Here is a 22593-nt window from a genome sequence, read left to right as displayed (position 1 = left end):
GTTTACAGTCTTACCGTCACTATTGATAGATATTTTGAAGCGGGAGCATCCAGCAACTCTATCTTTAGCGATTGATACTGGATATTTAGGCGTTACTAATTTTGCGGGTATCCAATATTCTTCCGCCGCTACTTTGCTATGAGTGAAATCTAGGGTTTCTGAAGTGCTTAAAGTGGGTGCTTCATAGGTCGCACATGATGCTAAAAATATCGTAGCGGTAGTTGAAAAAAGTAATCTTTTCATATTCATCCTTGTAAGTTCTAACACTAAGCTTTGGGGCGCTAACATGGGGCTATAATCGCGAAGCGGCCCCGTGTTAGCGTCCCAGCGACCGGAGGGAGTGCCAACAGCGTTTTGTTAGGCGTACAACTGAAAGTACGCAGCTTTGCTGCCACCACTAGCCAAATAGACCGCATATTTAAATTGTTGAATTCAAGATAAAACAACCCTGTGCGAAAAGCCAGATGTTAACGGCATTGCTGGATAAAAGAGCGAGTTTAGAAAGCTGGTGATGTTGGATGTTGGCGTTACGATACTGAGGAAAAGCGCGTTGCTAATGCCGTTGAAACTGCCGAAAAGTAAGCCGTAAAGACAACCTAGCGAAACAACCTTGATGCTGGAGTGTCACGGTTGAACCCACTTTTTAGTGCTGTAAGTAAATGACGCCTAACAATTTAGTGTACGGAAAAAATCCTTTATGCAAGGCGGATTAATTCCATATATCACGTTTTATAGTTTGTTAACTTTCGCACGTAAATGTCCTTTCATCAACAACCTATACTTTCTATCTGAAAATGCTGGCCTTAAGTACGGAATATATCCGTTTTATTTTACCTGTGTTCGAAAAGCCGTAATGCTGTCTGCATTTACAGTTAATAAATTTAATAAAAATGAAATCAATGTTTATGCAAATGGTGGTCGAGCATATGCGGAATCGCCGCTATGCGAAGCGCACAATTGAACTTTATACCACGTGGATAGTTAGCTTTATTCGTTTCAATAATAATAGACACCCCTCTGAAATGGCCGATAAAGAGGTAGAATTGTTTTTATCTCATTTAGTGAATGCTAAGAACGTTGCGCCTGCTACTCAAGCGAGCGCACTAAATGCATTAGCGTTTCTTTACCGAGATATAATAGAGCGTCCACTCACTTTAGAGCTAGACTTTGTTACTAGTCGAAGGCGTGCAAAGTTACCCGTCGTGCTTACACAAGAGGAAGTGGTTTCGCTATTTTCGCAAATTCCTGCGAACTTGAAGCTGCCCGTTTCGTTACTCTATGGCAGTGGGCTGCGTTTAATGGAAGCGGTTCGGTTACGCGTGAAAGACATAGATTTCGACTATAACGCTATCCGCATTTGGGATGGTAAGGGCGGCAAGCATCGCATTGTTACGCTGGCCGCCGAGCTAAAGCCTGGGCTTACTCGTCAAATTGGTGTGGTTGAAAACTATTTGGTGGCTGACCTACAAAATCCAAAGTATGAAGGTGTCTATTTACCTCATAGGTTGCGCGTGAAATATAAAAACGGTCCGCGGGAATTGGGCTGGCACTATCTTTTTCCTTCATCGCGGCTATCCGTTGACCCAGAAAATCAAAAGGTGCGTCGACACCATATCGACGAGTCGAGTATTCAAAAGGCCATTAGAAATACAGCGAAGGCCTGCTACATCAAAAAAAAGGTAACGCCGCATACACTTCGCCATTCCTTCGCTACGCACCTGTTACAAGCTGGCGCTGATATTCGTACAGTGCAAACCCAACTAGGTCATTCTGACGTGAAAACCACACAAATTTATACCCATGTTCTGCAACAAGGTGCGCAAGGTGTGGTTAGTCCACTGTCTAGAGTATTGAAATAAAGGTGATAGGTAGGCAACAAAAAAGGGCCCGAAGGCCCTTTCAATAAAACGTGTTTAACTAATTAAACGCGTTCAAATACAGTAGCAATACCTTGGCCTAAACCAATACACATGGTGGCTAAGCCTAGCTCTACATCTTGCGATTCCATCAAGTTAATCAAGGTACCTGAAATACGAGCGCCTGAACAACCTAATGGGTGACCTAATGCAATAGCGCCGCCGTTAAGGTTAATTTTATCATCCAGGTTATCCATCCAGCCCAACTGCTTAACGCAAGATAGTGCCTGAGCAGCAAACGCTTCGTTAAACTCGGCCAACTGAATGTCGTCCATCGTTAAACCTGCGCGTTTAAGTGCTTTTTGTGTTGCCGGTACTGGGCCGTAACCCATAATTGCGGCGTCACAACCTGCTACTGCCATTGCACGAATTTTCGCACGTGGCGTTAAGCCTAGCTCTTTCGCTTTATCGGCAGACATAAGCAGCATGCCTGATGCACCGTCCGACAGCGCCGAAGATGTACCCGCCGTTACCGTACCGTTCACAGGGTCAAATACAGGGCGAAGGGCCGCCATACTTTCTGCTGTACTTTCAGGGCGAATAACTTCGTCATGACTAATTAGCTTAAGCGTACCGTCTGCATCGTGACCTTCTACAGGCACAATTTCGTTGGCCCAACGGCCTTCGAGGTGTGCTTTGTGTGCTAGCTGATGAGAGCGAGCGCCAAAGGCGTCCTGCATTTCACGGCTAATACCGTTTTGACGACCAAGCAGCTCTGCAGTCATCCCCATCATGCCCGATGCTTTTGCGGTGTATTTCGCAAGGCCTGGGTGAAAGTCGATGTTGTAGTTCATAGGTACGTGGCCCATGTGTTCAACACCACCAATCATGTAGATATCGCCGCGGCCACTCATAATGCCACTTGTGGCATCGTGAAGGGCTTGCATTGAAGAGCCACACAAACGGTTAACGGTTACCGCACCTGTGGTACGTGGAATTTGTGTAAGCAGCTGTGCGTTACGTGCAACGTTGAAGCCTTGTTCTTTGGTTTGCTGTACACAGCCCCAAATAATATCTTCTATGTCAGCTGGGTTTACATTTGGGTTGCGCTCTAATAGCGCAGTCATTAGTGCAGCAGAAAGGTCTTCTGCACGAACATTTCTAAATACGCCACCCTTAGAGCGTCCCATAGGGGTGCGTACGCAATCGATTACTACGACGTCTTTCATTTATATTCTCCTAAGGATTAAGCGAAGTAAGATTTACCTTCAGCAGCCATCTTGCGAACGCCATCTGAAATTTGGTAAATCGGGCCAAGGTCAGCGTACTTGTCTGCAAGTGCAACAAAGTTTGCTAGTCCCATTGTTTCAATCCAACGGAAAATACCACCGCGGAACGGCGGGAAGCCTAAGCCGTATAGTAGCGCCATGTCTGCTTCTGCAGCACTGTCTACAATACCTTCTTCTAGGCAGCGGATAGCTTCGTTAGCCATTGGCACCATTAGACGAGCAATAATGTCTTGTGCGTCAAAATCTTTCTTCTCAGAAACGATAGGAGCTAACAGACTGTATGCTTCATCGGCAGCCACTTTCGTTGGCTTACCACGCTTGTCTTTGCCGTAGTTATAAAACCCTTTGCCGTTTTTCTGGCCTAAACGCTTTTCTTTATAAAGTACGGTTACTGGGTCATCGCCTAAACGTGCCATACGCTCAGGAATGCCTGCAGCCATAACGTCAGCCGCGTGATCGCCAGTATCAATGCCTACTACATCCATAAGATAAGCAGGGCCCATTGGCCAACCGAATTGTTTTTCCATTACTTTATCAACAGCGACAAAGTCTGCGCCATCAAGCAATAGTTGGCTAAAGCCAGCAAAGTAAGGGAACAATACGCGGTTAACTAAAAAGCCTGGGCAGTCGTTCACTACAATAGGCGTTTTACCCATGCGTAATGTTGTTGCCACAACAGCATTAATAGTGTCTTCAGACGTTTTCTCGCCGCGAATAATTTCAACTAGCGGCATGCGGTGTACTGGGTTGAAGAAGTGCATACCACAGAAACGCTCTGGCTTATCTAAGCTTTCTGCAAGTTGGTTAATTGAGATAGTTGATGTGTTAGAACAAATAATTGCGTCGTCGGCAACGTTTTGCTCTGTTTCTTTAAGCACTATCCCTTTCACATTCGGGTTTTCTACTACCGCTTCAATAACTAGGTCAGCATCTTTTATGGCGCTGTACTCAAGGGTTGGCGTAATAGCGTTCAGTGTTTTCGCCATTTTAGACGCGTCTACTTTGCCACGCTTCATGCCTTTGCCTAAAATACTGGCCGCTTCGTTAAGACCTAGGTCGAGTGCGTCAGTATTGATATCTTTCATCACTACCGGCATACCTTTTACGGCACTTTGGTAAGCAATACCGCCGCCCATAATACCGGCGCCTAGTACCGCATTAAGCTTGATGTCTTTCTTGCTGGCTTTTGCTTGTTTCTTGCCTTTGCCTTTTACTAGCTGGTCAGCTAGGAAAATACCAATTTGTGCTTTCGCCGCATCAGTTTTTGCCAGTGCTACAAAGCCTTCATTTTCAACTTTAAGTGCGCCGTCACGGTCCATGCCAGCCGCTTTTTGTAATGTTTCTACCATTTTATGTGGCGCAGGATAATGTTTACCTGCTTGTGCAAATACCATGGCTTGCGCGGTAGAGAAGCTCATCATGGCTTCGTTTTTATTTAGTTGTAGTGGTGCTTTTTTCTGAGCACGACGAGCGCCCCAGTTTAGGTCGCCTGACACTGCATCTTTAAGCATCGACAGCGCGCTTGTCGCGAGTGCTTCTGGTGCCACTACCGCATCAACAGCGCCTTCGGCCATTGCTTTGGCTGCTTTTCTGTCGCGGCCCGTTGTCATCCACTCTAGTGCATTATCGGCACCAATAAGACGTGGTAAACGCACTGTGCCACCAAATCCAGGCATAAGGCCCAGTTTTACTTCTGGCAAACCTATGCTTGCAGTCGTGTCAGCAACGCGAAGGTCACAGGCTAACGCCATTTCACAACCGCCACCAAGTGCAAAACCGTTTACCGCTGCAATTGTAGGGAAAGGTAAATCTTCAAAGCGATCGAATACTTGTGAGGTGTTAGCCACCCACTCTAGTACTTCTGCATCGTCCATGGCAAAAAGGCCAGTGAACTCGGTAATATCAGCACCCACAATAAAGGTGCTTTTTGCTGAGCGAACTACTAAGCCTTTTACGTCGCCTTTGGCAACGAGCGCTTTAGTTGCTTCGTCAAGTTCAGATACCGTTTGACGGTCAAACTTGTTCACTGAACCTTCAGCATCGAATACTAGCTCAGCAAAGCCGTCATCTAGCGGACTGACGGAAAGACTTTTGCCTGTGTATATCATTATCATCTCCTTCGGCATTGGCCAGGATGTTAGTAAATTAAATCCAACTGTGTTGTAGGGCAGTATCAATTTACTAACGCGTTAGGGTGGCTACAGGTTTTACAAAGCCACACAAAAATTCAAACATCTGTTTCAATTTGTCATAAGGTAGTGGTCGGATGACTTAAATTCAAGAGTAAATAGCGAATTCACGCTTCATTTCGGTATTGGTGGTTGTATAATGAGCATAATCAGCGCAAAGCGCCAATCTAATATAAGAATAATCGACAATAAGTCTGCCTATGTTTGTAAAGCATTGCTAACGATGTAAAACATGAATAGGGGCAGTCGGCACAACATCTTCAATGGCATGGAGCCAAGCTGTTAACGCGCATTACTGACTTTTGCTAGGCGTTTATCGCGCTTTCATAAAGTATTTACTAACCATTAAGTAAGTACACAGCTAATTAGTACATATGCAGTATTAATGCGGTTATCACAGCAACATATGCCACTCATGAACGGCCATTGCCATTTCTATGAGTTAGGTATAACGAGCAACTCGGCGTTTTCCACGTTAATGCAAAGCTAGTGCAAAACAGGTTGAGTTCAATTCAGGGTAGGGGGCTTTTTGTGTCTATATATCATTATTGGTCGCGCGTATATCGTCTTCGCGACACCGCTTTTGGCATGCACGCATTGCGGGCTAATAAACTATTGCGGCCCGTTTTTTTATTAAATTGCGCCATGCTAGTGCTTTGTGCACTGCCATTTTCTTCTTTACATGCCGCTCAGCAGCACACGCAAGCCCAATCACTTACCTTGCCGCCAGATATGTACGCTGAAAAACGCCAGCATTTTCTTACGCTAGAAGAAAAGTTGCGTACGTATTCGCGTCGTCGTATTAACGACTTCGACGGTGAAATTTACGCACTGGCAGACTATCCCCTGTACCCTTATTTACTGCGCTTAAAACTAGAGCGCACCATGTCTATTCGCACAAAGCGCGACGTGAAGCAGTTTCTGCACGACTACCGCGGGCAGCCAGTGAGCTATGGCTTGCGATACAAATGGCTTAATTATTTGGCCAAACGCAATCACCAACAGGCCTTTCTCGACAGCTATAGTAGCGGCATGGGGGCAAAACTTACCTGTATTTCACTGAACTACCGTTTACAAAATGGCGAGCCAGCAAAGCAAGTACTGCGAGAAGTAGACACCCTGTGGCTGCACGGTCAGTCTCAACCTGATGAATGCGATCCGCTTTTTGCAAAGTGGAAAAAAGCAGGATTAATGTCGCCTGCTATGGTGATTAAGCGCATTGAAATTGCGGCCAAAGAAAAGAATAGACGCATTATTCCTTATCTTAAGCGTCAACTTCCCGCAAGCGATCAGTACATTGCAGATATTTGGCTATCGGTTACGCGAAGTGTCAGCAGCGTGCAAAAGAGTAAGCTATTTCCCTTAAAGAACGTGCAAAGCGAGCGAGAAGCGCTGGTATGGTCTCTTGAAAAGCTGGCGTGGCAACAGCCAGCCACTGCGGCAAAGGTGTACGAGCGATATGATCAACAAGGCGTATTTTCACAGGCGCAGCGCCATGTTATAAATCGTGCAATTGCGCTTAGCTTTACGTTAGAAAAGTCGCCACAAGCCCACCACTGGTTAGAGAAAGCAGATGCCCCCGGCGCTAACGACGACATAATGCTGTGGCATGTATCACACCTTCTTCGTACAAAGCAGTTTGACGAGGTCATCCGAATTGTTGAAAACGCGCCAGAAGCGTTACAACGTAAAGCAAACTATCGGTATTGGCTTGCGCGGTCGCTAGAACAATCTGAGCAGCCCATGCGCGCCACCGTGCTTTATCAACAGCTAGCACAAGAGCGTCACTACTATGGGTTTATGGCAAGTGCGCATATCAACACTTCTCCATCGCTAAAAAACAATCCAGCACCTAAAAATAGCAACGCTATCGCCAAGCTTGCAGTAACACCGGCCACCTTGCGGGCAGTGGAGTTTTTTCGTCTTGACCGCGCGACCGAAGCAAGACGAGAGTGGTACTACTTGCTAACTCACATACCAAATAATCAAATAACCGACGCAGGAATATTGGCCTACGAGTGGGGGTTATACGACCAAGCAATAAGCAGCTTCGCGAGAAGTGGCTACTGGGATGATGTAGAGCGACGCTTCCCTCTTGCCTTTAATGACGTTTTTAGTGAAAAGGCAGAAGCACACAATATCTCTACCTCGTTTGCGATGGCTATTGCTCGGCGAGAGAGTTCGTTTAGAAGTGATGCTGTATCGCCAGTTGGCGCCGCAGGATTAATGCAGTTAATGCCCGGTACGGCAAAATATGTAGCGCAAACTAAAGTTAGTCGCAGTCAGCTTTTTGATGTTAATGAGAACGTAGAGTACGGCGTGCAGTACCTGCGCTATTTGATGGATAAACTGGATAACAACCCGGTACTGGTATCGGCGTCTTACAATGCCGGGTGGAGAAAAGTGTTAGAGTGGCTGCCCGTGAATGAAGCGCTGCCGGTGGACATCTGGATTGAGAATATCCCTTACAAAGAGACTCGAGCTTACGTAAAAGCGGTTATGACGTATCAACATATATACGAGCAGCAGCTTGGCAACAGCAACAACATATTTCCTCAGCTTACTTCGGATATGATCCCATCGGCAGACGCGGTGAGTACACATCCAGTAACCGGTGTTATGCAGTTAGCGCCAAAATAAGGGCGCTGTCAGCTTTTAGGTCAATCGAACTTGGCTGTACCGTTAACGCCACAGCTCAGGTGGCAAGTTAACACTGCTGGGCTGCAGTTTATCGTAGGGGTATAAATAAGAGCACAGGCTCATGGTATACTCGTACTAGAGTAAATGTCAGTAATACAGCATTAGAAAACTAACAACGAACAAAATAAGAGGGGCTATGTCGCACCATAAAGCAACCTACGAACAGCATATAGAAGAGTTACAAGCTAGAACACGCGAAGCATTGCAGCGTGAAGGACTAGACGGTTTAGTCATTCACTCAGGCCAAGGCAAGCGCTTATTTTTAGATGATAACCACTATCCATTTAAAGTGAACCCGCAGTTTAAAGCGTGGTTGCCGGTAATAGATAACCCTAACTGTTGGTTGGTAGTTAACGGTGAAGATAAGCCAACACTTATCTTTTATCGCCCTGAAGATTTTTGGCACAAAGTGCCGCCAGAGCCAAACGATTTCTGGACAGACAGCTTTAACATTGTGTTGCTACAACAGGCCGATGCAGTAGAAAAGCACCTTCCTTACGATAAATCTCGTATGGCGTACATTGGCGAGTATATCGAGGTGGCGAAAGCCCTTGGCTTCGATAACGTGAATCCAGACAGAGTGCTGCACTACTTGCACTATCAACGTGCCTATAAAACAGATTACGAGCTAGACTGTATGCGTGAAGCGAATAAGCTTGCCGTGGCCGGTCACCGAGCCGCAGAACAAGCGTTTCGCGAAGGTAAGAGCGAGTTTGATATCAACTTGGCGTATGCCGCCGCGTGCAGACAGGGCGACAACGACGTGCCCTACACCAGTATTGTTGCTTTAAATGAACACGCGTCTATTTTGCACTACATGCAGTGCGACAATATTGCACCTAAAACATCGCGCTCGTTTCTTATTGACGCAGGCGCCACTTACAACGGCTACGCAGCAGATATCACCAGAACCTACAGCCAAAACTCATCTCTATTTGCAGATTTGATAAAAGCGGTAGACAACGTCACGCTAACACTAGCAGACAGCCTGAAGCCTGGTGTGGCATATACTGATATTCACCTACTGGCACACGACGGTATTGCTCAAATTCTTCACGACACAGGTGTAGTTAACCTAAAGCCTCAAGACATTGTTGAAATGGGAATAACACGTACTTTCTTCCCCCATGGTATTGGTCACTTCCTTGGACTACAGGTACACGATGTAGGCGGGCTTGTTAATGATGATAGGGGCACGCCAAAAACGGCGCCAGAAGATCATCCGTTTTTACGCTGTACTCGTGTCGTAGAGCCTCGTCAGGTATTTACTATTGAACCAGGTTTGTATTTTATTGAAAGCTTGTTGCGAGACTTAAAAGCAACGCCAGCGTCAAAATACATCAACTGGGACACGGTAGATAAGTACAAGCCATTTGGCGGTATTCGTATTGAAGACAATATTATTGTGCACCGTGATAAAAACGAAAATATGACGCGGGATCTCGATCTAAACTAATCAGCTTAATCTTAAGCATTGAAAAGAGCAGCGAATCGCTGCTCTTTTTGGTTGGCTTTCATAGATATCAACAGGTGTAACCGAGTCAACAAGCCCCTTTAACACGCACATTGGAAGCGCAAATTTATGTTCGACGCCAGTATTATTAATCTACTTATTGTTGTGACCATTGCGGGTCTAGCTATGCCAGCAGGGGCCTTGCTGGCCACCTATGAGCATATTCAGCCTCAGTGGCGAGAGCAGGAGATACGGCATGGTATTTTGGCCTTAGGGGCAGGGGCTTTGATATCGGCGGTAGGGCTAGTGCTTGTGCCAAAGGGGGTAGAGAATCTCTCTGTTTTTGCAGCAATAGCGTGTTTCATCTGCGGCGCAATCGCGTTTATGTTTCTTGATATCTATTTAGCGAAAAAGAAGACCGCAGGCAGTCAGTTTGCCGCCATGCTCAGTGACTTTGTGCCTGAGTCTATAGCGTTAGGTGCAACTGCCGCGCTTGGTGGCTCTACCATGCTGTTGGGCGCGTTAATCGTGGTACAAAATTTACCTGAAGGATTCAATGCTTATCGTGAAATGGTGCCGAAGAATAAAAAGCGCAGCACAAAGTTAATTTCTATCTTTGTGTTAATGGCATTGCTGGGGCCCATTTTCAGCTTAGTTGGCTACTTCTATTTGGCTCAATTTCCTGTCATCACTAGCGGCATTATGTTGTTTGCAGCGGGCGGTATTTTGTATTCGGTGTTTCAGGATATTGCACCGCAAATTCGAATGGAGAACCATTGGTTACCGCCGCTAGGGGGAATATTGGGTTTTCTGGTTGGGATTATCGGGCACATGTTGGAAGGGTAGCTGCATAAAATTCAGCTACCATTTCAGAGAACAAAAAAATCAGCTAGCTAGTGCGCTCTATTGAGATATGAGCGAGAGCAATTAATGCGTCTTTGTATTGTGAGTCTGGGATAGACGCAAGGCTTTCTATTGCCATATCAACTTCGTTTTGTGCGCACTGTCTGGTGTAATCCAGCGCGCCGGTGGCTTCCATGATCCCTTGAATTCGAGTGAGGTGGGCTAAGCCATTACTCTGTTCAATGGCGTCTCGAATCAGTGTTTTATCGTCGTCGTTTTGGGCATGCCACATTGCATATAGTAAGGGAAGGGTGGGTTTGCCTTCGGCTAGGTCATCACCTGCGTTTTTACCCATTTCTTCACTGTCTGCCATGTAATCAAGCAAATCATCAGCTAACTGAAAGGCTGTGCCTAAGTGCTTACCGTATTCTTGCATGGCGTGTTCAATGGCTTCGCTTTGGTCAGTTAATACTGCGGCAAGCTGTGTGGCAGCTTCAAATAAACGAGCGGTTTTACCGTAGATAACGTCAAAATAACGGGCTTCCGTTGTGTTGGCGTCGTTGCAATTCATGAGCTGCAGCACTTCGCCTTCGGCGATCTGATTTGTCGCTTCAGACAATATCTGCATAACGCGCATGCGCTTAAGGCTTACCATCATTTGAAATGAGCGGGTATATAAAAAATCGCCAACCAACACAGACGCCTGGTTACCAAAAACCGCGTTCGCTGTTTCACGACCTCTGCGCATAGTCGATTCATCAACAACATCATCGTGAAGTAGCGTTGCGGTGTGAATAAATTCAACAATAGCGGCCAGCGTGTGATGCTCGTTATTTTCAATACCCATTGCTCGCGCGCTAAGTACAGTAAGAAGAGGGCGTAAGCGCTTGCCACCGCTATTAACAATGTAAAAGCCAAGCTGATTGATAAGTGCAACGTCAGAGTCCACTTGTTCTTGAATCAATGTGTTGACTGCTTGCATATCGTCGCTAGACAGTGCGCGAATTTGGTCTATATCCATAGGCATGGCAATAAATACTTACTCTTACGATTGGTGCTGTATTGAGGGCGATTGTACCTTAATGCCACATACTATCCACCAAATTGTCCCAAAAAATCACAGTTTAACGCATTTGAAATGTAAAGGTTAAAGCCGCTTTATGTCACAAACTAATACGCACGTTTTGCGCTTGAAGATTCAAACGCTTATATCAGCGCTTGCTGTGCTTATACAACATGTACCATACATGTCATGCTGTAATATCAGATATTGTAAAATTTAGCGGCTTTCGTTGTTTTTCTTGCCAAAGCCGGTGTTTTCTTCATTTTTCTTAGTGCTACAAAAGCGTATGCGCCTATTTTACTACTACTTTTGTCTATAGTTAGTACGTGCTGAAAATCAAAGAGTATCGAATAAGACCGGTTCTAGCATCTACACACCGTCGCTAGCATTTAGCTAAAACGGGCTGCTCATAGGGATCGCGTGCGATCGATATTGAGATCCTATAGCGGGTGAAGGTGCTGTCTTAGCGCGATCGTAGAAGCAAAAACTAACGAAGCTAAATTGATCGCCAGAGCCTTCAGGTGGCAAATTTGCGATAAAACTCGGTTTAAAAACAGCGCCATGTCATATTTTTTTCATTTTTTATCCATATTTATGTGATTGTAAGCTGCATCAAATGGGCAATTGAGGCATAATCCAACCCATGTTGGAAAAATAATCATTTTTTCTACGAATCGGGCTTGTGATTTACAGATGTTTCACGTAGAATTTGCGCCCTGTTTTTTGAATTGAAGCGTCAGTGGACGCAGAGCGGAGTTAACTATGTACGCGGTTTTCCAAAGTGGCGGTAAACAACACCGTGTGGCCGAAGGCCAAACCGTTCGTCTTGAAAAAATCGAAGTAGCCCCAGGCGAAACGGTTGAATTTGACAAAGTTTTAATGGTAAGCAACGGTGACGACGTAAAAATCGGCACACCAAACGTTGCTGGTGGTAAGGTGACTGCAGAGGTGGTAACACACGGTCGTGGCGATAAAGTAACTATCGTTAAGTTCCGTCGTCGTAAGCACTCTCGCAAGCAAGCTGGTCACCGTCAGTGGTTCACGGAAGTGAAAATCACTGGTATCAACGCATAAGAGGAGCACGAACACATGGCACACAAAAAAGCTGGTGGTAGTACCAAAAACGGTCGTGATTCAGAGAGTAAACGCCTAGGTGTTAAGCGCTTTGGTGGTGAATCTGTTCTTGCTGGTAACATCATTGTTCGTCAACGTGGTACTCGTTTCCACGCTGGTGACAACATGGGTATCGGTAAAGACCACACGTTGTTTGCACTTAAAGACGGTAAAGTTCAGTTCGATGTTAAAGGACCGAAGAACCGTAAGTTTGTAAGCATCATCGGCGAGTAAGCATTACGCTAACTAGCCAAGAAAGCTTTCAAAAACCCCGCGTTTGCGGGGTTTTTTGTTTTATGAGACCTGATATTGGTGCAGTCCCTTTTGCCTATGTGCATATAGCGGTATTTACATTCAATATACAGGCGACATTTGTTTTTATATCCTTGAGTTTGCTACTACGCGAAAGTGCGTATTGTAGTGTAAACTTAGGGTTCTTAGTGTTAAGCAATAACCCAAGGCAACATTGCCCGGAGTGATAAATGAAATTTGTAGATGAAGCTGAAATTCGTGTTGAAGCCGGAGATGGCGGAAACGGCGTAATTGGCTTTAGAAGGGAAAAATACGTACCTAAAGGCGGACCAGATGGTGGCGACGGTGGTGACGGCGGCAGCGTTTTCTTAGTTGCTGATGAAAACCTAAATACATTGATCGACTATCGTTTCGAGCGATTTCATCGTGCCGAGCGCGGCAAAAACGGTCAAGGTTCCGATTGTATCGGGAGAAAAGGCCAAGATCTCAATGTAAGTGTTCCAGTAGGAACGCGCGCTACCGATGTAGACACTGGTGAAATGCTTGGTGATCTTACCCGTCATGGTCAGCAGCTTAAGGTGGCCCAGGGCGGTTTTCACGGTCTTGGTAACGCGCGCTTTAAAAGCAGTACTAACCGTGCACCACGCCATAAAACAAACGGTACACCTGGTGAAATTCGCAACCTAAAGCTAGAGCTTATGCTGCTTGCAGACGTAGGTTTATTAGGCATGCCAAATGCGGGCAAATCCACGTTTATTCGCTCAGTGTCTGCGGCTAAACCAAAAGTAGCCGATTACCCGTTTACCACCTTGGTGCCTAACCTTGGTGTGGTTCGTCAAGACGCTCAGCGCAGCTTCGTTGTTGCAGACATTCCCGGTCTAATAGAAGGCGCTGCGGAAGGTGCTGGTTTAGGTATTCAGTTCTTAAAGCACTTAGAACGCTGCCGCATTTTATTGCACGTGGTAGATATATTCCCGGTTGATGAAACTGACCCTGCAGAAAATGCCCGAGCTATTGTTCAAGAGCTAGAAAAATACAGCCCTAAATTAGCCAACAAGCCGCGCTGGCTAGTGTTTAATAAGGTCGACTTGCTACTTGAGGAAGAAGCCGCTGAAATTTGTCAGAAGGTGGTAGACTCGCTAGAGTGGGAAGGCCCGGTATATCAAATATCAGCGTTCCAAAAGCTTAACCTCGATCCGTTATGTAGGGATGTGATGAACTTTATTGAAACCCTTCCTGCCGAAGTTGAGGAAGAAGGTGACAAGAAAGACGTCGAGTTTAAGTGGGATACGTATCACCGTAATACCCTTGAAGCCCATGATGATTTGGTCGATGACTTAGACGACGATGAAGACTGGGACGAAGACGATTACGATGTAGACGTGGAATACCGTCGTTAATACGAAGGTCAACACGCCCTTATAGTTGAAAGCGCAAAAGCACGATGATTGTCGTGCTTTTTTGTACATATCATTTAGTAACCGTATGCTTGTAGTGAGATATTGATGAAAATAGCAATGATTGCCGCAATGGCAGAGAACCGTATTATCGGCGCTGATAACGACATGCCGTGGCATTTGCCTGCAGATTTAAAGCATTTTAAGTCTGTAACCTTGGGCAAGGCGGTCATCATGGGCAGAAAAACTTATGAGTCTATAGGGCGCGCGTTACCTGGCAGACCGAATATTGTAATGACCAGCAACAAAGAATATACGCTGGCAGACGCCACAGTGGTGCACACCCAAGCTGAAGCCTTAGAAGCTGCAGAAGCGCAGTCTGCCGATAATATCGATGAGGTTATGATTATCGGGGGGGGAACTATATATGATGCATTTTTACCTGAAGCCACCACGCTGTATTTAACTTTTATCGACTTACAGGTAAGCGGTGACACTCAGTTCCCTGACTTTCACGCTAAAGGAAGCTGGATAGAAACACAAAGAGAGTCACACAAGAGCGATGAAAAGAATAAGCACGCTTATACCTTTGTTACCTTTCAGCGTGACATTAAGTAGTTTGTCATTGGGGGGCAAATTCCGAGTGAGTTCGCCGCTATAAAACAAAAATGCCGAGTTCATTTCAAAATGAGCTCGGCATTTTACTATCATCTTATTTTTTCGTGCTAGCTCCCAATTGAGTACTAGCTTGTGTTTATTTCATTTGATCAAATAAGCTCTCAAGAGACAGCCCTTGATGGCTAAGCATGTCACGCAATCTACGTAATGCTTCTACTTGTATCTGACGTACACGCTCTCGTGTAAGCCCTATTTCGGCACCAACATCCTCTAATGTCGAGGGCTCGTAGCCTAATAGGCCAAAGCGTCGTGCAAGTACTTCTCGTTGCTTCGGATTTAGCTCTTCAAGCCAGGTAACAATGTTGCCTTTAATATCGTTATCCTGAAGTGTCTCTTCAGGGCTGAACTCTTTTTCATCAGCAATAATATCAAGAAGCGCTTTATCACTTTCACCGCCAATGGGGGTGTCTACCGATGTAATTCGCTCGTTCAAACGCAGCATTTTAGTCACGTCTTCAACAGGCTTGTCTAGTGCCAGCGCTATTTCTTCTGCGGTTGGCTCATGGTCAAGTTTCTGCGAGAGTTCTCTTGATGCCCGTAGATAAACATTTAACTCTTTAACAACATGGATGGGGAGGCGAATAGTTCGCGTCTGATTCATAATAGCGCGTTCGATAGTTTGTCTTATCCACCACGTAGCGTACGTGGAGAATCGAAAACCTCGTTCGGGATCAAATTTTTCGACAGCGCGGATTAGGCCTAAGTTACCTTCTTCAATAAGATCGAGAAGGGCAAGACCGCGGTTGTTATATCTTCGTGCAATTTTAACCACTAGGCGAAGATTACTGACAATCATTCGTTTGCGGGAGGCTTCACAGCCTTTCAGTGAACGGCGGGCAAAGTATACTTCTTCCTCTGCGGTAAGCAGTGGTGAGAAACCTATTTCACCTAAATACAGTTGTGTAGCGTCTAAATTTTTCGGTTGCTCGCTTTTGTTAAAAACGGTGTCATTACTTTCAGCGTCAGTATCGTTTGATACTGTTTCATCTTCTTTAACTTCTTCTGGTACATCAATGACGTTTAAGTCATCTTGAGATTTTGATTCTAAGGCTTTATTTGACTTACCCATGGTGAATCTCCTGCTTAAAGGTTTACCTTATGACGTTTCTCCTTTGTCTCTTATTATTATTATTTATTTTTTTTATTTTATTTTTTTGGCAGGTATCTCAATGGGTTTAAAGACTTCCCGCGATACCTAACTTCAAAATGAAGTTTTACCGAATCAGTGCCGCTACTACCCATTGTGGCTATTTTTTGACCAGCATACACCCATTCTCGCTCTTTTACCAAAATGGTCTCGTTGTATGCGTATGCGCTTAGAAATGTGTCGGTATGCTTTATTATAATTAACCTACCGTACCCTCTAAGTGCGTTACCCGAGTAGACGACTTTACCGCTTGCAGCCGCGACGACCTTACTACCTCGTTTGCCAGCTACATCAATTCCTTTGTTTCCAGACTCCGCCTTACTGAAAGTACCGACAAGCTTACCTTCTGCTGGCCAAATCCACTTTTCCACTTTGTCTGGAAATGTCTTTGGCGCTGCTTTTTTGACAATGCCTGTCGACTTCTTGACGTTCGTGTTTTTTTGTGCTTTAACATCCTGTTCACGTTCAACATACGCCTGCGGTTTCGACTGGTCAATCACTCTTTTGGCTATAGGAGGAGAGGTCGGATCTGTAGACCGAGTGGTCGTAACATTGGATCGCTTGGTGGTTGAGGGTTTGTTAACTGGCGCTGTTAGTCGTAATTTTTGACCCGGGAATATGGTGTAAGGCTTTGAAATATTGTTGAATTTTGCAATATCCTGGTAGTCGTTTCCAGTAAACCAAGCTACGGCAAAGAGGGTGTCTCCTGGCCGCACTTCATACGTGCTAGCGGTATACTCTTCACTACCACTTTCTACCTGGCTATTGAGCAATACTACGGGGGCGGGAGCAGATCTCCCCGCACACCCAATGATTAATGTTAATAAACTGTAAATAAATAGGTGGCGGAAAAAGGTGGCTTTCATTCTATCGCAAAATTAAATACGCAATAACGGCGATAACAACGACTGCCCAGCCAAGAAATTCAACATACTGCCTCAGTTTTTGTTCCATTGGGGCGCCTCCCCATCGCATCAGCCCTGCGACTAAGAAAAAGCGTGCGCCTCGCCCAACCGCGGAAGCAAGGACAAAAGGTAAAAATGCCATCTGCAGGAAGCCTGCACTAACAGTAAAGATTTTATAGGGGATAGGTGAAAAGCCAGCTAAGAACACTATCCATACACCGTAGGTTTCAAACCATCCAGTAGCGGTGTCTATTTTGTGTGTATAACCCCACTTTTCGATAAGCGGTGCCAACCAAGCTTCAAAGGCAAAGTATCCCAGCCAGTAACCCGCTATTCCGCCAATAATTGAAGCGATGGTGGTAATAAGGGCAAATCGCCATGCTTTATGAGGTTGCGACATTGCCATGGGCGCAAGCATAACGTCAGGAGGTATAGGAAAGAACACAGATTCAGAAAAACTTAGGCCACCGAGGTATTTTGATGCGTGCTTGTGTTTAGCCCATCGCAAGGCCATGTCGTAGCATGGCTCAAAAATTTTCACATTAGGTCTCCTGCAACCAAGGGTACAAATCGGACAGATTCTATTGTGGTGGTTTGCAGTTCACCATCAACGCGGTCGATACAAAGAAGCGATTGCTGTTCGTTTCCAACAGGTATAATTAGCCTGCCGCCTTCTTTCAGTTGATCACACAATGACTGAGGTAGGCTAGCGGCAGCCGCAGTAACAATAATGGCATCGTACAAACCCTTAGATTCCCAACCTTTCCAGCCGTCGCCATGTTTCATAGCGATGTTGTGCAGGTCGAGTTGGTTCATGCGACGCTTGGCATGAAACTGCAAAGACTTGATGCGCTCCACGCTAAACACGTGATTAAAAAGCTGTGCCAAAATCGCGGTTTGATAGCCCGAACCAGTGCCAATTTCCAGAACCCGTTCTGGCTTGTTAGGGCTTTCTAACAGAAGCTCGGTCATTTTCGCTACAATGTAAGGCTGCGAAATGGTTTGCCCCTGACCGATGGGAAGGGCCGTGTTTTGATATGCTTTATGTTGCAATGCGTCTGGAAGAAACGCTTCCCTCGGCGTGCCAGCAATAGCATTTAACACAGCTTGTGAACGTATTCCTTCGTTATAAAGCAGCTGTGCTAATGCGTCTCCTTTTCTAGAAGCTCTCATGATGTTGCGTACTTTCCTATATTGTTAGTTTTCGCCACGCGAGTGATGATGCATCACACAATGGTCGCATCGCGACAGGGGCAAACGCTTATTTTATACTCGATTAATAGGAGACAGCGTTTCTACACATTCACGCAAAACCGATGTTGCAAAACACCCGCTAGGCAAACCGAATGAAATAGTAAACGAATCGCCTTTACTCTGCCATGTTAAGTCTGAAGGCCAAATTTTGATGGCACGTCTTTCTTGTTCAAACCCACATTCGCTTAGAAAATCGGTTACTTCTGGGTGAGCTGCCGCTACGGTATTTTCAATATTTGCTGCATCCTCTTCAGTGGCAAGTTTGCCTTTACCCCATAGTGGGGCTGAGGGGCATACATCCTTTGCAACGTAACGAGATTGGCTTTGTTCTCTATCGTCACGGTTGATAAAAAAGCTATTCGAGCCTGATAAAACAAGCGCGTCACCAGCAAGGGCAGTATCAAACACATTATGCTCTAGTCGCTGAGAAAGCACTTCATTAAATAGCCAGCTGCGAAGTGCAGACAACGCCATAGAGCGCTTGTTTCTATGACGTATGGTTTCGCCGTTAATCATGCGTTCGGCCATCACCAAGTTGCCGCCGCGCTGTACTTCACCCATGTCGTTTAAGCGCATGACGCCAAAACGCTGCTCACCGTAATAGTTAGGTACGCCATGTGTTGCAATTTCTTCGAGACGCTCTGTAATGGCTTCAGGGTGCACTACTTGTCTAAGAGTAATGGTAAAGTGATTGCCCTTTAATTGGCCCGTACGCAGCTTCTTATTGTGTCGAGACTGCTTTATCACTCTTACCCCTTCCAGATCCCAATCGCTAAAATCAAAATCTTCTACACCCGGTGCGTGTATGCCAAACCACTGCTGCGTGACGGCGTATTTGTCTTTGCGACCTGCGTAGCTTATTTGTCTAAGCGGTAGCTCGACAAACTTGGCCAGTTGCTCAGCAACAAAAGCAGTATTGATGTTAGTCTTTTCGATAAAGATGAACTGATGTTCGCCCTCACCGCATGGCTCGTAGCCTAAATCTTCAACGACTTGAAAATCATCTGCCTGAAACTTAAAAATGCCGGTAGAGACGGGTTTGGCAAAATAATACTGCCAGTGTTCGGTATCTAATGGTTTCATGCTTTTTTTAATAACACCACGGCGTGTGATGCAATCCCTTCTTTTCTGCCTGTATATCCAAGCTTTTCTGTGGTGGTGGCCTTAACGTTAATATCGTCAATATCAACATTACAGTCTTCTGCAATCAGTGCACGCATTTCATCAATGTGTGGTGCCATCTTTGGCGTTTGCGCAACAATGGTCATGTCGGCATTAGACACCAGATAGCCTTTATCTCGCGCTACACTTACAACGTGTCTCAGCAGCACTCTGCTGTCTGCCCCAGCATAGTCATCATCGGTATCTGGAAAGTGCTTTCCAATATCGCCAAGTGCGGCAGCGCCCAATATGGCATCGCACAGCGCGTGGAGTAATACGTCTCCGTCGGAATGTGCAACTAGCCCCTGAGTGTGCTCTATACTAACGCCACCAATGGTGATGGGGCCTTCGCCACCAAATTTGTGTACGTCAAATCCGTGTCCTATTCGCATGCAAAAGGTGCCTTTAATTTTTGATGTAGATAGAATTCTGCTAATGGTAGGTCAGCCGGGTGCGTTATCTTAATATTTGCCGGGCTGCCATTGACCATACCCACTTTGTATCCCGCATACTCCATGGCCGAAGCCTCGTCTGTAATCTCAACGCCGTCGGATAAACCTTTTTTCAATGCGTTAAGCAGAAGGGGTGCTGGAAATAGCTGTGGTGTTAAAGCATGCCACAAATTGGCTCTGCTTTCAGTGTGAGACACCACGCTAAGTGAAGAGTTAGCAGGGCTAGTGGAGCATTCCTGATTTGAAACTGCTCTTTTCATTGTATCTCGCACCGGCGTAGCAAGTATGCCGCCAGTCACGGTACTGTCGTTTATCACATTAAGCAGCGCAGAAATATCGTCTTGTGTCACACAGGGACGGGCTGCATCGTGAACAAGTGCCCACTCATCATCGTGTAATGCTTTAATGCCGTTTAGCACGCTGTCTGCTCGTTCCTTGCCGCCTTGCACAACACTCACCCGCTCATTGCTGGTTAGTTTAAGTGTAGGAAGGTAAGTGTCATCAGGGCTAACAGCAAGTACAACGCGGTCAATGTCACAGTGAGCTAATAATGCATCAAGGGTGTGCTCTAATATGGTTTTGCCCGCAATGGTAAGGTACTGTTTTGGGCGGTCGGCTTGCATTCTGCTGCCAACGCCCGCAGCGGGAATAACCGCGATAACACGGGGCTTTGTCATTCTATTCATTTCGTGTCTGCAGGCAGAATTCGGTAAAAGGTTTCTCCCTGTTTAATTAGGCCAAGCTCATTTCTGGCGCGCTCTTCTATTGCTTCTAAGCCAATCTTTAAATCGTTAATATCAGCGTTTAACAGTGCATTTCGTTGAGAGAGGTTAGCATTTTGAAGAGCCTGTGTTTTAACTTCCGCCTTGCGACTGTAATAATCAGGAATACTGTTTTTACCGAACCAAAGTCGGTACTGCAGAAGTCCAAAAAATAATAACAGCACGATGGGAAGCCATTTACCTTTTAACACACGTTCACCTGACAGTTAATTGAGCGCAAGAAAACGCAGGTCTTCGCCTGCGTTTTCTTATTATGCCGCTTAGCAGCGTCGAGTCAAAGACGCTTTACTCATCTTGCCCAAATTTGCCTTTTAATTTGTCGAATAATTTGTTTTTTTGCTGCTCAACAACGTTGTTCAACTTAGACTTAAGAAGTTCTTCTATCGCCGCGCTATCACCTTGAGCAGCGCTAAGCATGCTGCTTACATCGCCCAGCTCGCCGCTTATCAGCGACTGTTCATTGCCTATCATGGCGTTGAGCTTTTGATTTAACTCATCCAACTTATCTTGCTGTGACGCGGTAAGCTCAGATAGGGCCATGTTAGCGAGTTGATTGTCTAAGTCAGATTTAATTTTAAAGTCTGGATTTGACAATGTGCCCTCAAGAAACATGTCCATGTTAAGACTAGACAGCGATTGCAGAGCCTTGGCGATAACCTTTGTGGTGTCGCTCTCGCCAGTTGCTTGCATAACAAGTTGTTGTAAATCAACGGTTCCTGAACCAGTCAGCCTGTTATCTGTAATTTGCATGGAACCCGCGGTCTTCATTAATGCTGAAGTTAGCACTGCAGAAAGCGACTCATTGCCAGACAGCGGTATGTTGGCCATGTTTACGCCGGCAAGAGACCATTGTTGACTCGCGTCTACACCCTCACCATCAATGTAAAACTCACCGCTTGAGGTAAATGATTTCAATAACTCGCCAGCGGCCTCAATAGTAAAGGTGGTTGGGTTACCGAACACATCGTGTACGTTGGTAATGTTATTCCATTTACTTGTAATGGATTCTTCTTGCCACAGTACCGATACATTCGCTTCTTTTACCAATATGGATGGAATATCCGCGGGCGCTTCGCTTTTTTCTTCACCTTGAATAAGCGGCATAACAATTTGCATGGCAGCCATTAAGTACTCGGTGTACTCAGCGGCTTTATCACCAAATACAAAGTAGGTAACTTGAGACAATGCTTCTTGGTCGCCTGCAATCACCCCTTTCAGTAAGGCATAATCTTCTTGCGGTGCATTTTTTAGTGCGCTAGCGGTTTCGCTAAGGACGCTTTTCGCTTTCGAGGCTTTTTCGGTAAAGTCGGAAATAAGAGCCCGATCTGCCTGCATTTCTGCCTTCAATTTGTCGAAAGCTGACTTTGCTTGAACAAGGGCCTGTGGATCTTTGTAGTCGGTTTCTTGTAGCTGAGCGATTTGGGTTTTGTAGTAATCAATTCGCGATTTGTCAGGCAACGACGCGTAATCATTCTTTAATGCTTCACCGTAGGTGTCGTAAGCGGCCCGAGCATTTTCCACAGCTGCAGCTGTTTTTAATGGGTTGCGCTCAAGAAGTTCATCTACCGACGGCACTGCATCTTGTGCTTTTGCTTTCATTTCATCAAATGACAGAGAGCGCTCAGGAACGCGATATACTTCACCAGGGGAAGCACGTTCAGTGTCAAATTGAACATTGAGTAAATTGAGGTTGTTAACAATGACTTGGTCGCTTAGCAAAGGGGCTAGCTCAACATCGGCATTGGCGTCGCCTACGAATACTTGATTGCGGGCGGGCTTAGTAGGATTGGTAAGGGCGATACCTTTAAGAGAAACAGTGGTTGGAAATAGCGAATGATCGAAGCTGTCGATATTCACCTCGGCACCATAAGATTCACCAAGTTTTGATTCTAATACTGCTTTTATAATGGTGTTGGCGAACAAAAAGTACACCGCAATAATAACCACAAAAAAAACAGCAATCCATTTCAATACTGATTTGCCCTTGCTACTGCTACTCATATTCCACTCCTTGATAACACTACGCTGACGAAGAAAAAGCTTCGTTCAGTTAGTGTAA

Annotated in this window: 20 protein-coding genes and 1 pseudogene; 8 read left to right on the top strand and 13 right to left on the bottom strand. The window is 45.6% G+C overall.

Annotated elements, in window-relative coordinates; genetic code table 11:
• Positions 1-243 (bottom strand): annotated as a pseudogene (locus tag AC27HD_RS18465) (hypothetical protein); the annotation flags it as partial.
• Positions 244-890: 647 nt separating this feature from the next.
• Between AC27HD_RS18465 and AC27HD_RS18460 the strand changes: the two are divergent.
• Positions 891-1859: an integron integrase gene (locus AC27HD_RS18460; protein WP_487107725.1), complete on the top strand. Its 969-nt coding sequence runs from the start codon at positions 891-893 to the stop codon at positions 1857-1859.
• Positions 1860-1921: 62 nt separating this feature from the next.
• Here the strand turns inward: AC27HD_RS18460 and fadA are convergent, their stop codons facing one another.
• Positions 1922-3085, bottom strand: a complete 1164-nt coding sequence (gene fadA, locus AC27HD_RS18455; RefSeq protein WP_163107555.1) for an acetyl-CoA C-acyltransferase FadA — start codon at positions 3083-3085, stop codon at positions 1922-1924.
• A 17-nt stretch (positions 3086-3102) separates the two neighbouring features.
• On the bottom strand, positions 3103-5253 hold the full coding sequence (gene fadB, locus AC27HD_RS18450; RefSeq protein ID WP_487107723.1) for a fatty acid oxidation complex subunit alpha FadB: 2151 nt from the start codon (positions 5251-5253) through the stop codon (positions 3103-3105).
• Positions 5254-5865: 612 nt separating this feature from the next.
• On the opposite strand from fadB, the gene AC27HD_RS18445 reads away from it, so the two are divergent.
• The 3 genes from AC27HD_RS18445 (at position 5866) to AC27HD_RS18435 (ending at position 10333) form a co-directional block, all read left to right on the top strand.
• A complete protein-coding gene (locus AC27HD_RS18445; protein WP_487107721.1) occupies positions 5866-7974 on the top strand; it encodes a transglycosylase SLT domain-containing protein in 2109 nt (702 codons plus the stop codon).
• Between the two features lie 196 nt (positions 7975-8170).
• The gene (pepQ, locus tag AC27HD_RS18440; protein ID WP_163107553.1) at positions 8171-9490 is read left to right on the top strand and encodes a Xaa-Pro dipeptidase; all 1320 of its coding nucleotides are present in this window, start codon (positions 8171-8173) and stop codon (positions 9488-9490) included.
• Positions 9491-9616: 126 nt separating this feature from the next.
• Positions 9617-10333 carry a ZIP family metal transporter gene (locus tag AC27HD_RS18435; protein WP_487107719.1) on the top strand — a complete coding sequence of 239 codons (717 nt, stop codon included), beginning with the start codon at positions 9617-9619 and terminating at the stop codon, positions 10331-10333.
• Positions 10334-10376: 43 nt separating this feature from the next.
• Here the strand turns inward: AC27HD_RS18435 and ispB are convergent, their stop codons facing one another.
• Positions 10377-11351 (bottom strand): octaprenyl diphosphate synthase, encoded by a 975-nt coding sequence (ispB, locus tag AC27HD_RS18430; RefSeq protein WP_032095641.1) that lies wholly within the window; start codon positions 11349-11351, stop codon positions 10377-10379.
• 804 nt (positions 11352-12155) lie between these two features.
• On the opposite strand from ispB, the gene rplU reads away from it, so the two are divergent.
• From rplU to folA, 4 genes are all read left to right on the top strand, one after another.
• Entirely contained in the window at positions 12156-12467 is a 312-nt protein-coding gene (rplU, locus tag AC27HD_RS18425) for a 50S ribosomal protein L21 (protein WP_032095642.1), read from the top strand.
• Positions 12468-12482: 15 nt separating this feature from the next.
• Positions 12483-12740 (top strand): 50S ribosomal protein L27, encoded by a 258-nt coding sequence (rpmA, locus tag AC27HD_RS18420; protein WP_032095643.1) that lies wholly within the window; start codon positions 12483-12485, stop codon positions 12738-12740.
• Between the two features lie 248 nt (positions 12741-12988).
• On the top strand, positions 12989-14158 hold the full coding sequence (gene cgtA / locus AC27HD_RS18415; protein ID WP_032095644.1) for an Obg family GTPase CgtA: 1170 nt from the start codon (positions 12989-12991) through the stop codon (positions 14156-14158).
• Positions 14159-14263: 105 nt separating this feature from the next.
• Positions 14264-14773 carry a type 3 dihydrofolate reductase gene (gene folA, locus AC27HD_RS18410; RefSeq protein ID WP_235207791.1) on the top strand — a complete coding sequence of 170 codons (510 nt, stop codon included), beginning with the start codon at positions 14264-14266 and terminating at the stop codon, positions 14771-14773.
• 136 nt (positions 14774-14909) lie between these two features.
• On the opposite strand, the gene rpoS is transcribed toward folA, so the two are convergent.
• The 9 genes from rpoS to AC27HD_RS18365 all read right to left on the bottom strand — a co-directional run bounded on the left by rpoS (position 14910) and on the right by AC27HD_RS18365 (position 22535).
• Positions 14910-15902, bottom strand: coding sequence for an RNA polymerase sigma factor RpoS (rpoS, locus tag AC27HD_RS18405; protein WP_487107715.1), 993 nt, complete (start codon positions 15900-15902; stop codon positions 14910-14912).
• Between the two features lie 77 nt (positions 15903-15979).
• Positions 15980-16846 (bottom strand): peptidoglycan DD-metalloendopeptidase family protein, encoded by an 867-nt coding sequence (locus AC27HD_RS18400; RefSeq protein WP_487107713.1) that lies wholly within the window; start codon positions 16844-16846, stop codon positions 15980-15982.
• Position 16847: 1 nt separating this feature from the next.
• Entirely contained in the window at positions 16848-17426 is a 579-nt protein-coding gene (locus AC27HD_RS18395; RefSeq protein ID WP_163107549.1) for a YqaA family protein, read from the bottom strand.
• Complete coding sequence (locus AC27HD_RS18390; protein ID WP_032095648.1) at positions 17423-18058, bottom strand: protein-L-isoaspartate(D-aspartate) O-methyltransferase; 636 nt, start codon at positions 18056-18058, stop codon at positions 17423-17425. The genes AC27HD_RS18395 and AC27HD_RS18390 overlap by 4 nt, the downstream gene beginning before the upstream one ends.
• A 93-nt stretch (positions 18059-18151) precedes the next feature.
• Positions 18152-19222 (bottom strand): tRNA pseudouridine(13) synthase TruD, encoded by a 1071-nt coding sequence (gene truD / locus AC27HD_RS18385; protein ID WP_487107711.1) that lies wholly within the window; start codon positions 19220-19222, stop codon positions 18152-18154.
• Entirely contained in the window at positions 19219-19692 is a 474-nt protein-coding gene (ispF, locus tag AC27HD_RS18380) for a 2-C-methyl-D-erythritol 2,4-cyclodiphosphate synthase (protein WP_487107709.1), read from the bottom strand. Before ispF ends, truD begins: the two co-directional genes overlap by 4 nt.
• Positions 19683-20429: a 2-C-methyl-D-erythritol 4-phosphate cytidylyltransferase gene (ispD, locus tag AC27HD_RS18375; protein ID WP_487107727.1), complete on the bottom strand. Its 747-nt coding sequence runs from the start codon at positions 20427-20429 to the stop codon at positions 19683-19685. Before ispD ends, ispF begins: the two co-directional genes overlap by 10 nt.
• Before the next feature lie 5 nt (positions 20430-20434).
• Positions 20435-20725 (bottom strand): cell division protein FtsB, encoded by a 291-nt coding sequence (gene ftsB, locus AC27HD_RS18370; RefSeq protein WP_032095651.1) that lies wholly within the window; start codon positions 20723-20725, stop codon positions 20435-20437.
• A gap of 94 nt (positions 20726-20819) precedes the next feature.
• The gene (locus tag AC27HD_RS18365) at positions 20820-22535 is read right to left on the bottom strand and encodes a TIGR03545 family protein (RefSeq protein ID WP_487107707.1); all 1716 of its coding nucleotides are present in this window, start codon (positions 22533-22535) and stop codon (positions 20820-20822) included.
• Positions 22536-22593 lie beyond the last annotated feature (58 nt).

It is taken from the genome of Alteromonas sp. 4NS20-0143, assembly GCF_057542855.1.
The sequence above is the reverse complement of the archived record's forward strand: the minus strand, read 5'-3'. Positions and strand labels throughout refer to the sequence as shown.

Excerpts from the sequence above, each read along its gene's own strand:
- AC27HD_RS18460 (WP_487107725.1), top strand. The coding sequence starts at position 891 with ATGAAATCAATGTTTATGCAAATGGTGGTCGAGCATATGCGGAATCGC.
- fadA (WP_163107555.1), bottom strand. The coding sequence starts at position 3,085 with ATGAAAGACGTCGTAGTAATCGATTGCGTACGCACCCCTATGGGACGC.
- fadB (WP_487107723.1), bottom strand. The coding sequence starts at position 5,253 with ATGATATACACAGGCAAAAGTCTTTCCGTCAGTCCGCTAGATGACGGC.
- pepQ (WP_163107553.1), top strand. The coding sequence starts at position 8,171 with ATGTCGCACCATAAAGCAACCTACGAACAGCATATAGAAGAGTTACAA.
- AC27HD_RS18435 (WP_487107719.1), top strand. The coding sequence starts at position 9,617 with ATGTTCGACGCCAGTATTATTAATCTACTTATTGTTGTGACCATTGCG.
- ispB (WP_032095641.1), bottom strand. The coding sequence starts at position 11,351 with ATGGATATAGACCAAATTCGCGCACTGTCTAGCGACGATATGCAAGCA.
- rplU (WP_032095642.1), top strand. The coding sequence starts at position 12,156 with ATGTACGCGGTTTTCCAAAGTGGCGGTAAACAACACCGTGTGGCCGAA.
- rpmA (WP_032095643.1), top strand. The coding sequence starts at position 12,483 with ATGGCACACAAAAAAGCTGGTGGTAGTACCAAAAACGGTCGTGATTCA.
- cgtA (WP_032095644.1), top strand. The coding sequence starts at position 12,989 with ATGAAATTTGTAGATGAAGCTGAAATTCGTGTTGAAGCCGGAGATGGC.
- folA (WP_235207791.1), top strand. The coding sequence starts at position 14,264 with ATGAAAATAGCAATGATTGCCGCAATGGCAGAGAACCGTATTATCGGC.
- rpoS (WP_487107715.1), bottom strand. The coding sequence starts at position 15,902 with ATGGGTAAGTCAAATAAAGCCTTAGAATCAAAATCTCAAGATGACTTA.
- AC27HD_RS18400 (WP_487107713.1), bottom strand. The coding sequence starts at position 16,846 with ATGAAAGCCACCTTTTTCCGCCACCTATTTATTTACAGTTTATTAACA.
- AC27HD_RS18390 (WP_032095648.1), bottom strand. The coding sequence starts at position 18,058 with ATGAGAGCTTCTAGAAAAGGAGACGCATTAGCACAGCTGCTTTATAAC.
- truD (WP_487107711.1), bottom strand. The coding sequence starts at position 19,222 with ATGAAACCATTAGATACCGAACACTGGCAGTATTATTTTGCCAAACCC.
- ispF (WP_487107709.1), bottom strand. The coding sequence starts at position 19,692 with ATGCGAATAGGACACGGATTTGACGTACACAAATTTGGTGGCGAAGGC.
- ispD (WP_487107727.1), bottom strand. The coding sequence starts at position 20,429 with ATGACAAAGCCCCGTGTTATCGCGGTTATTCCCGCTGCGGGCGTTGGC.
- AC27HD_RS18365 (WP_487107707.1), bottom strand. The coding sequence starts at position 22,535 with ATGAGTAGCAGTAGCAAGGGCAAATCAGTATTGAAATGGATTGCTGTT.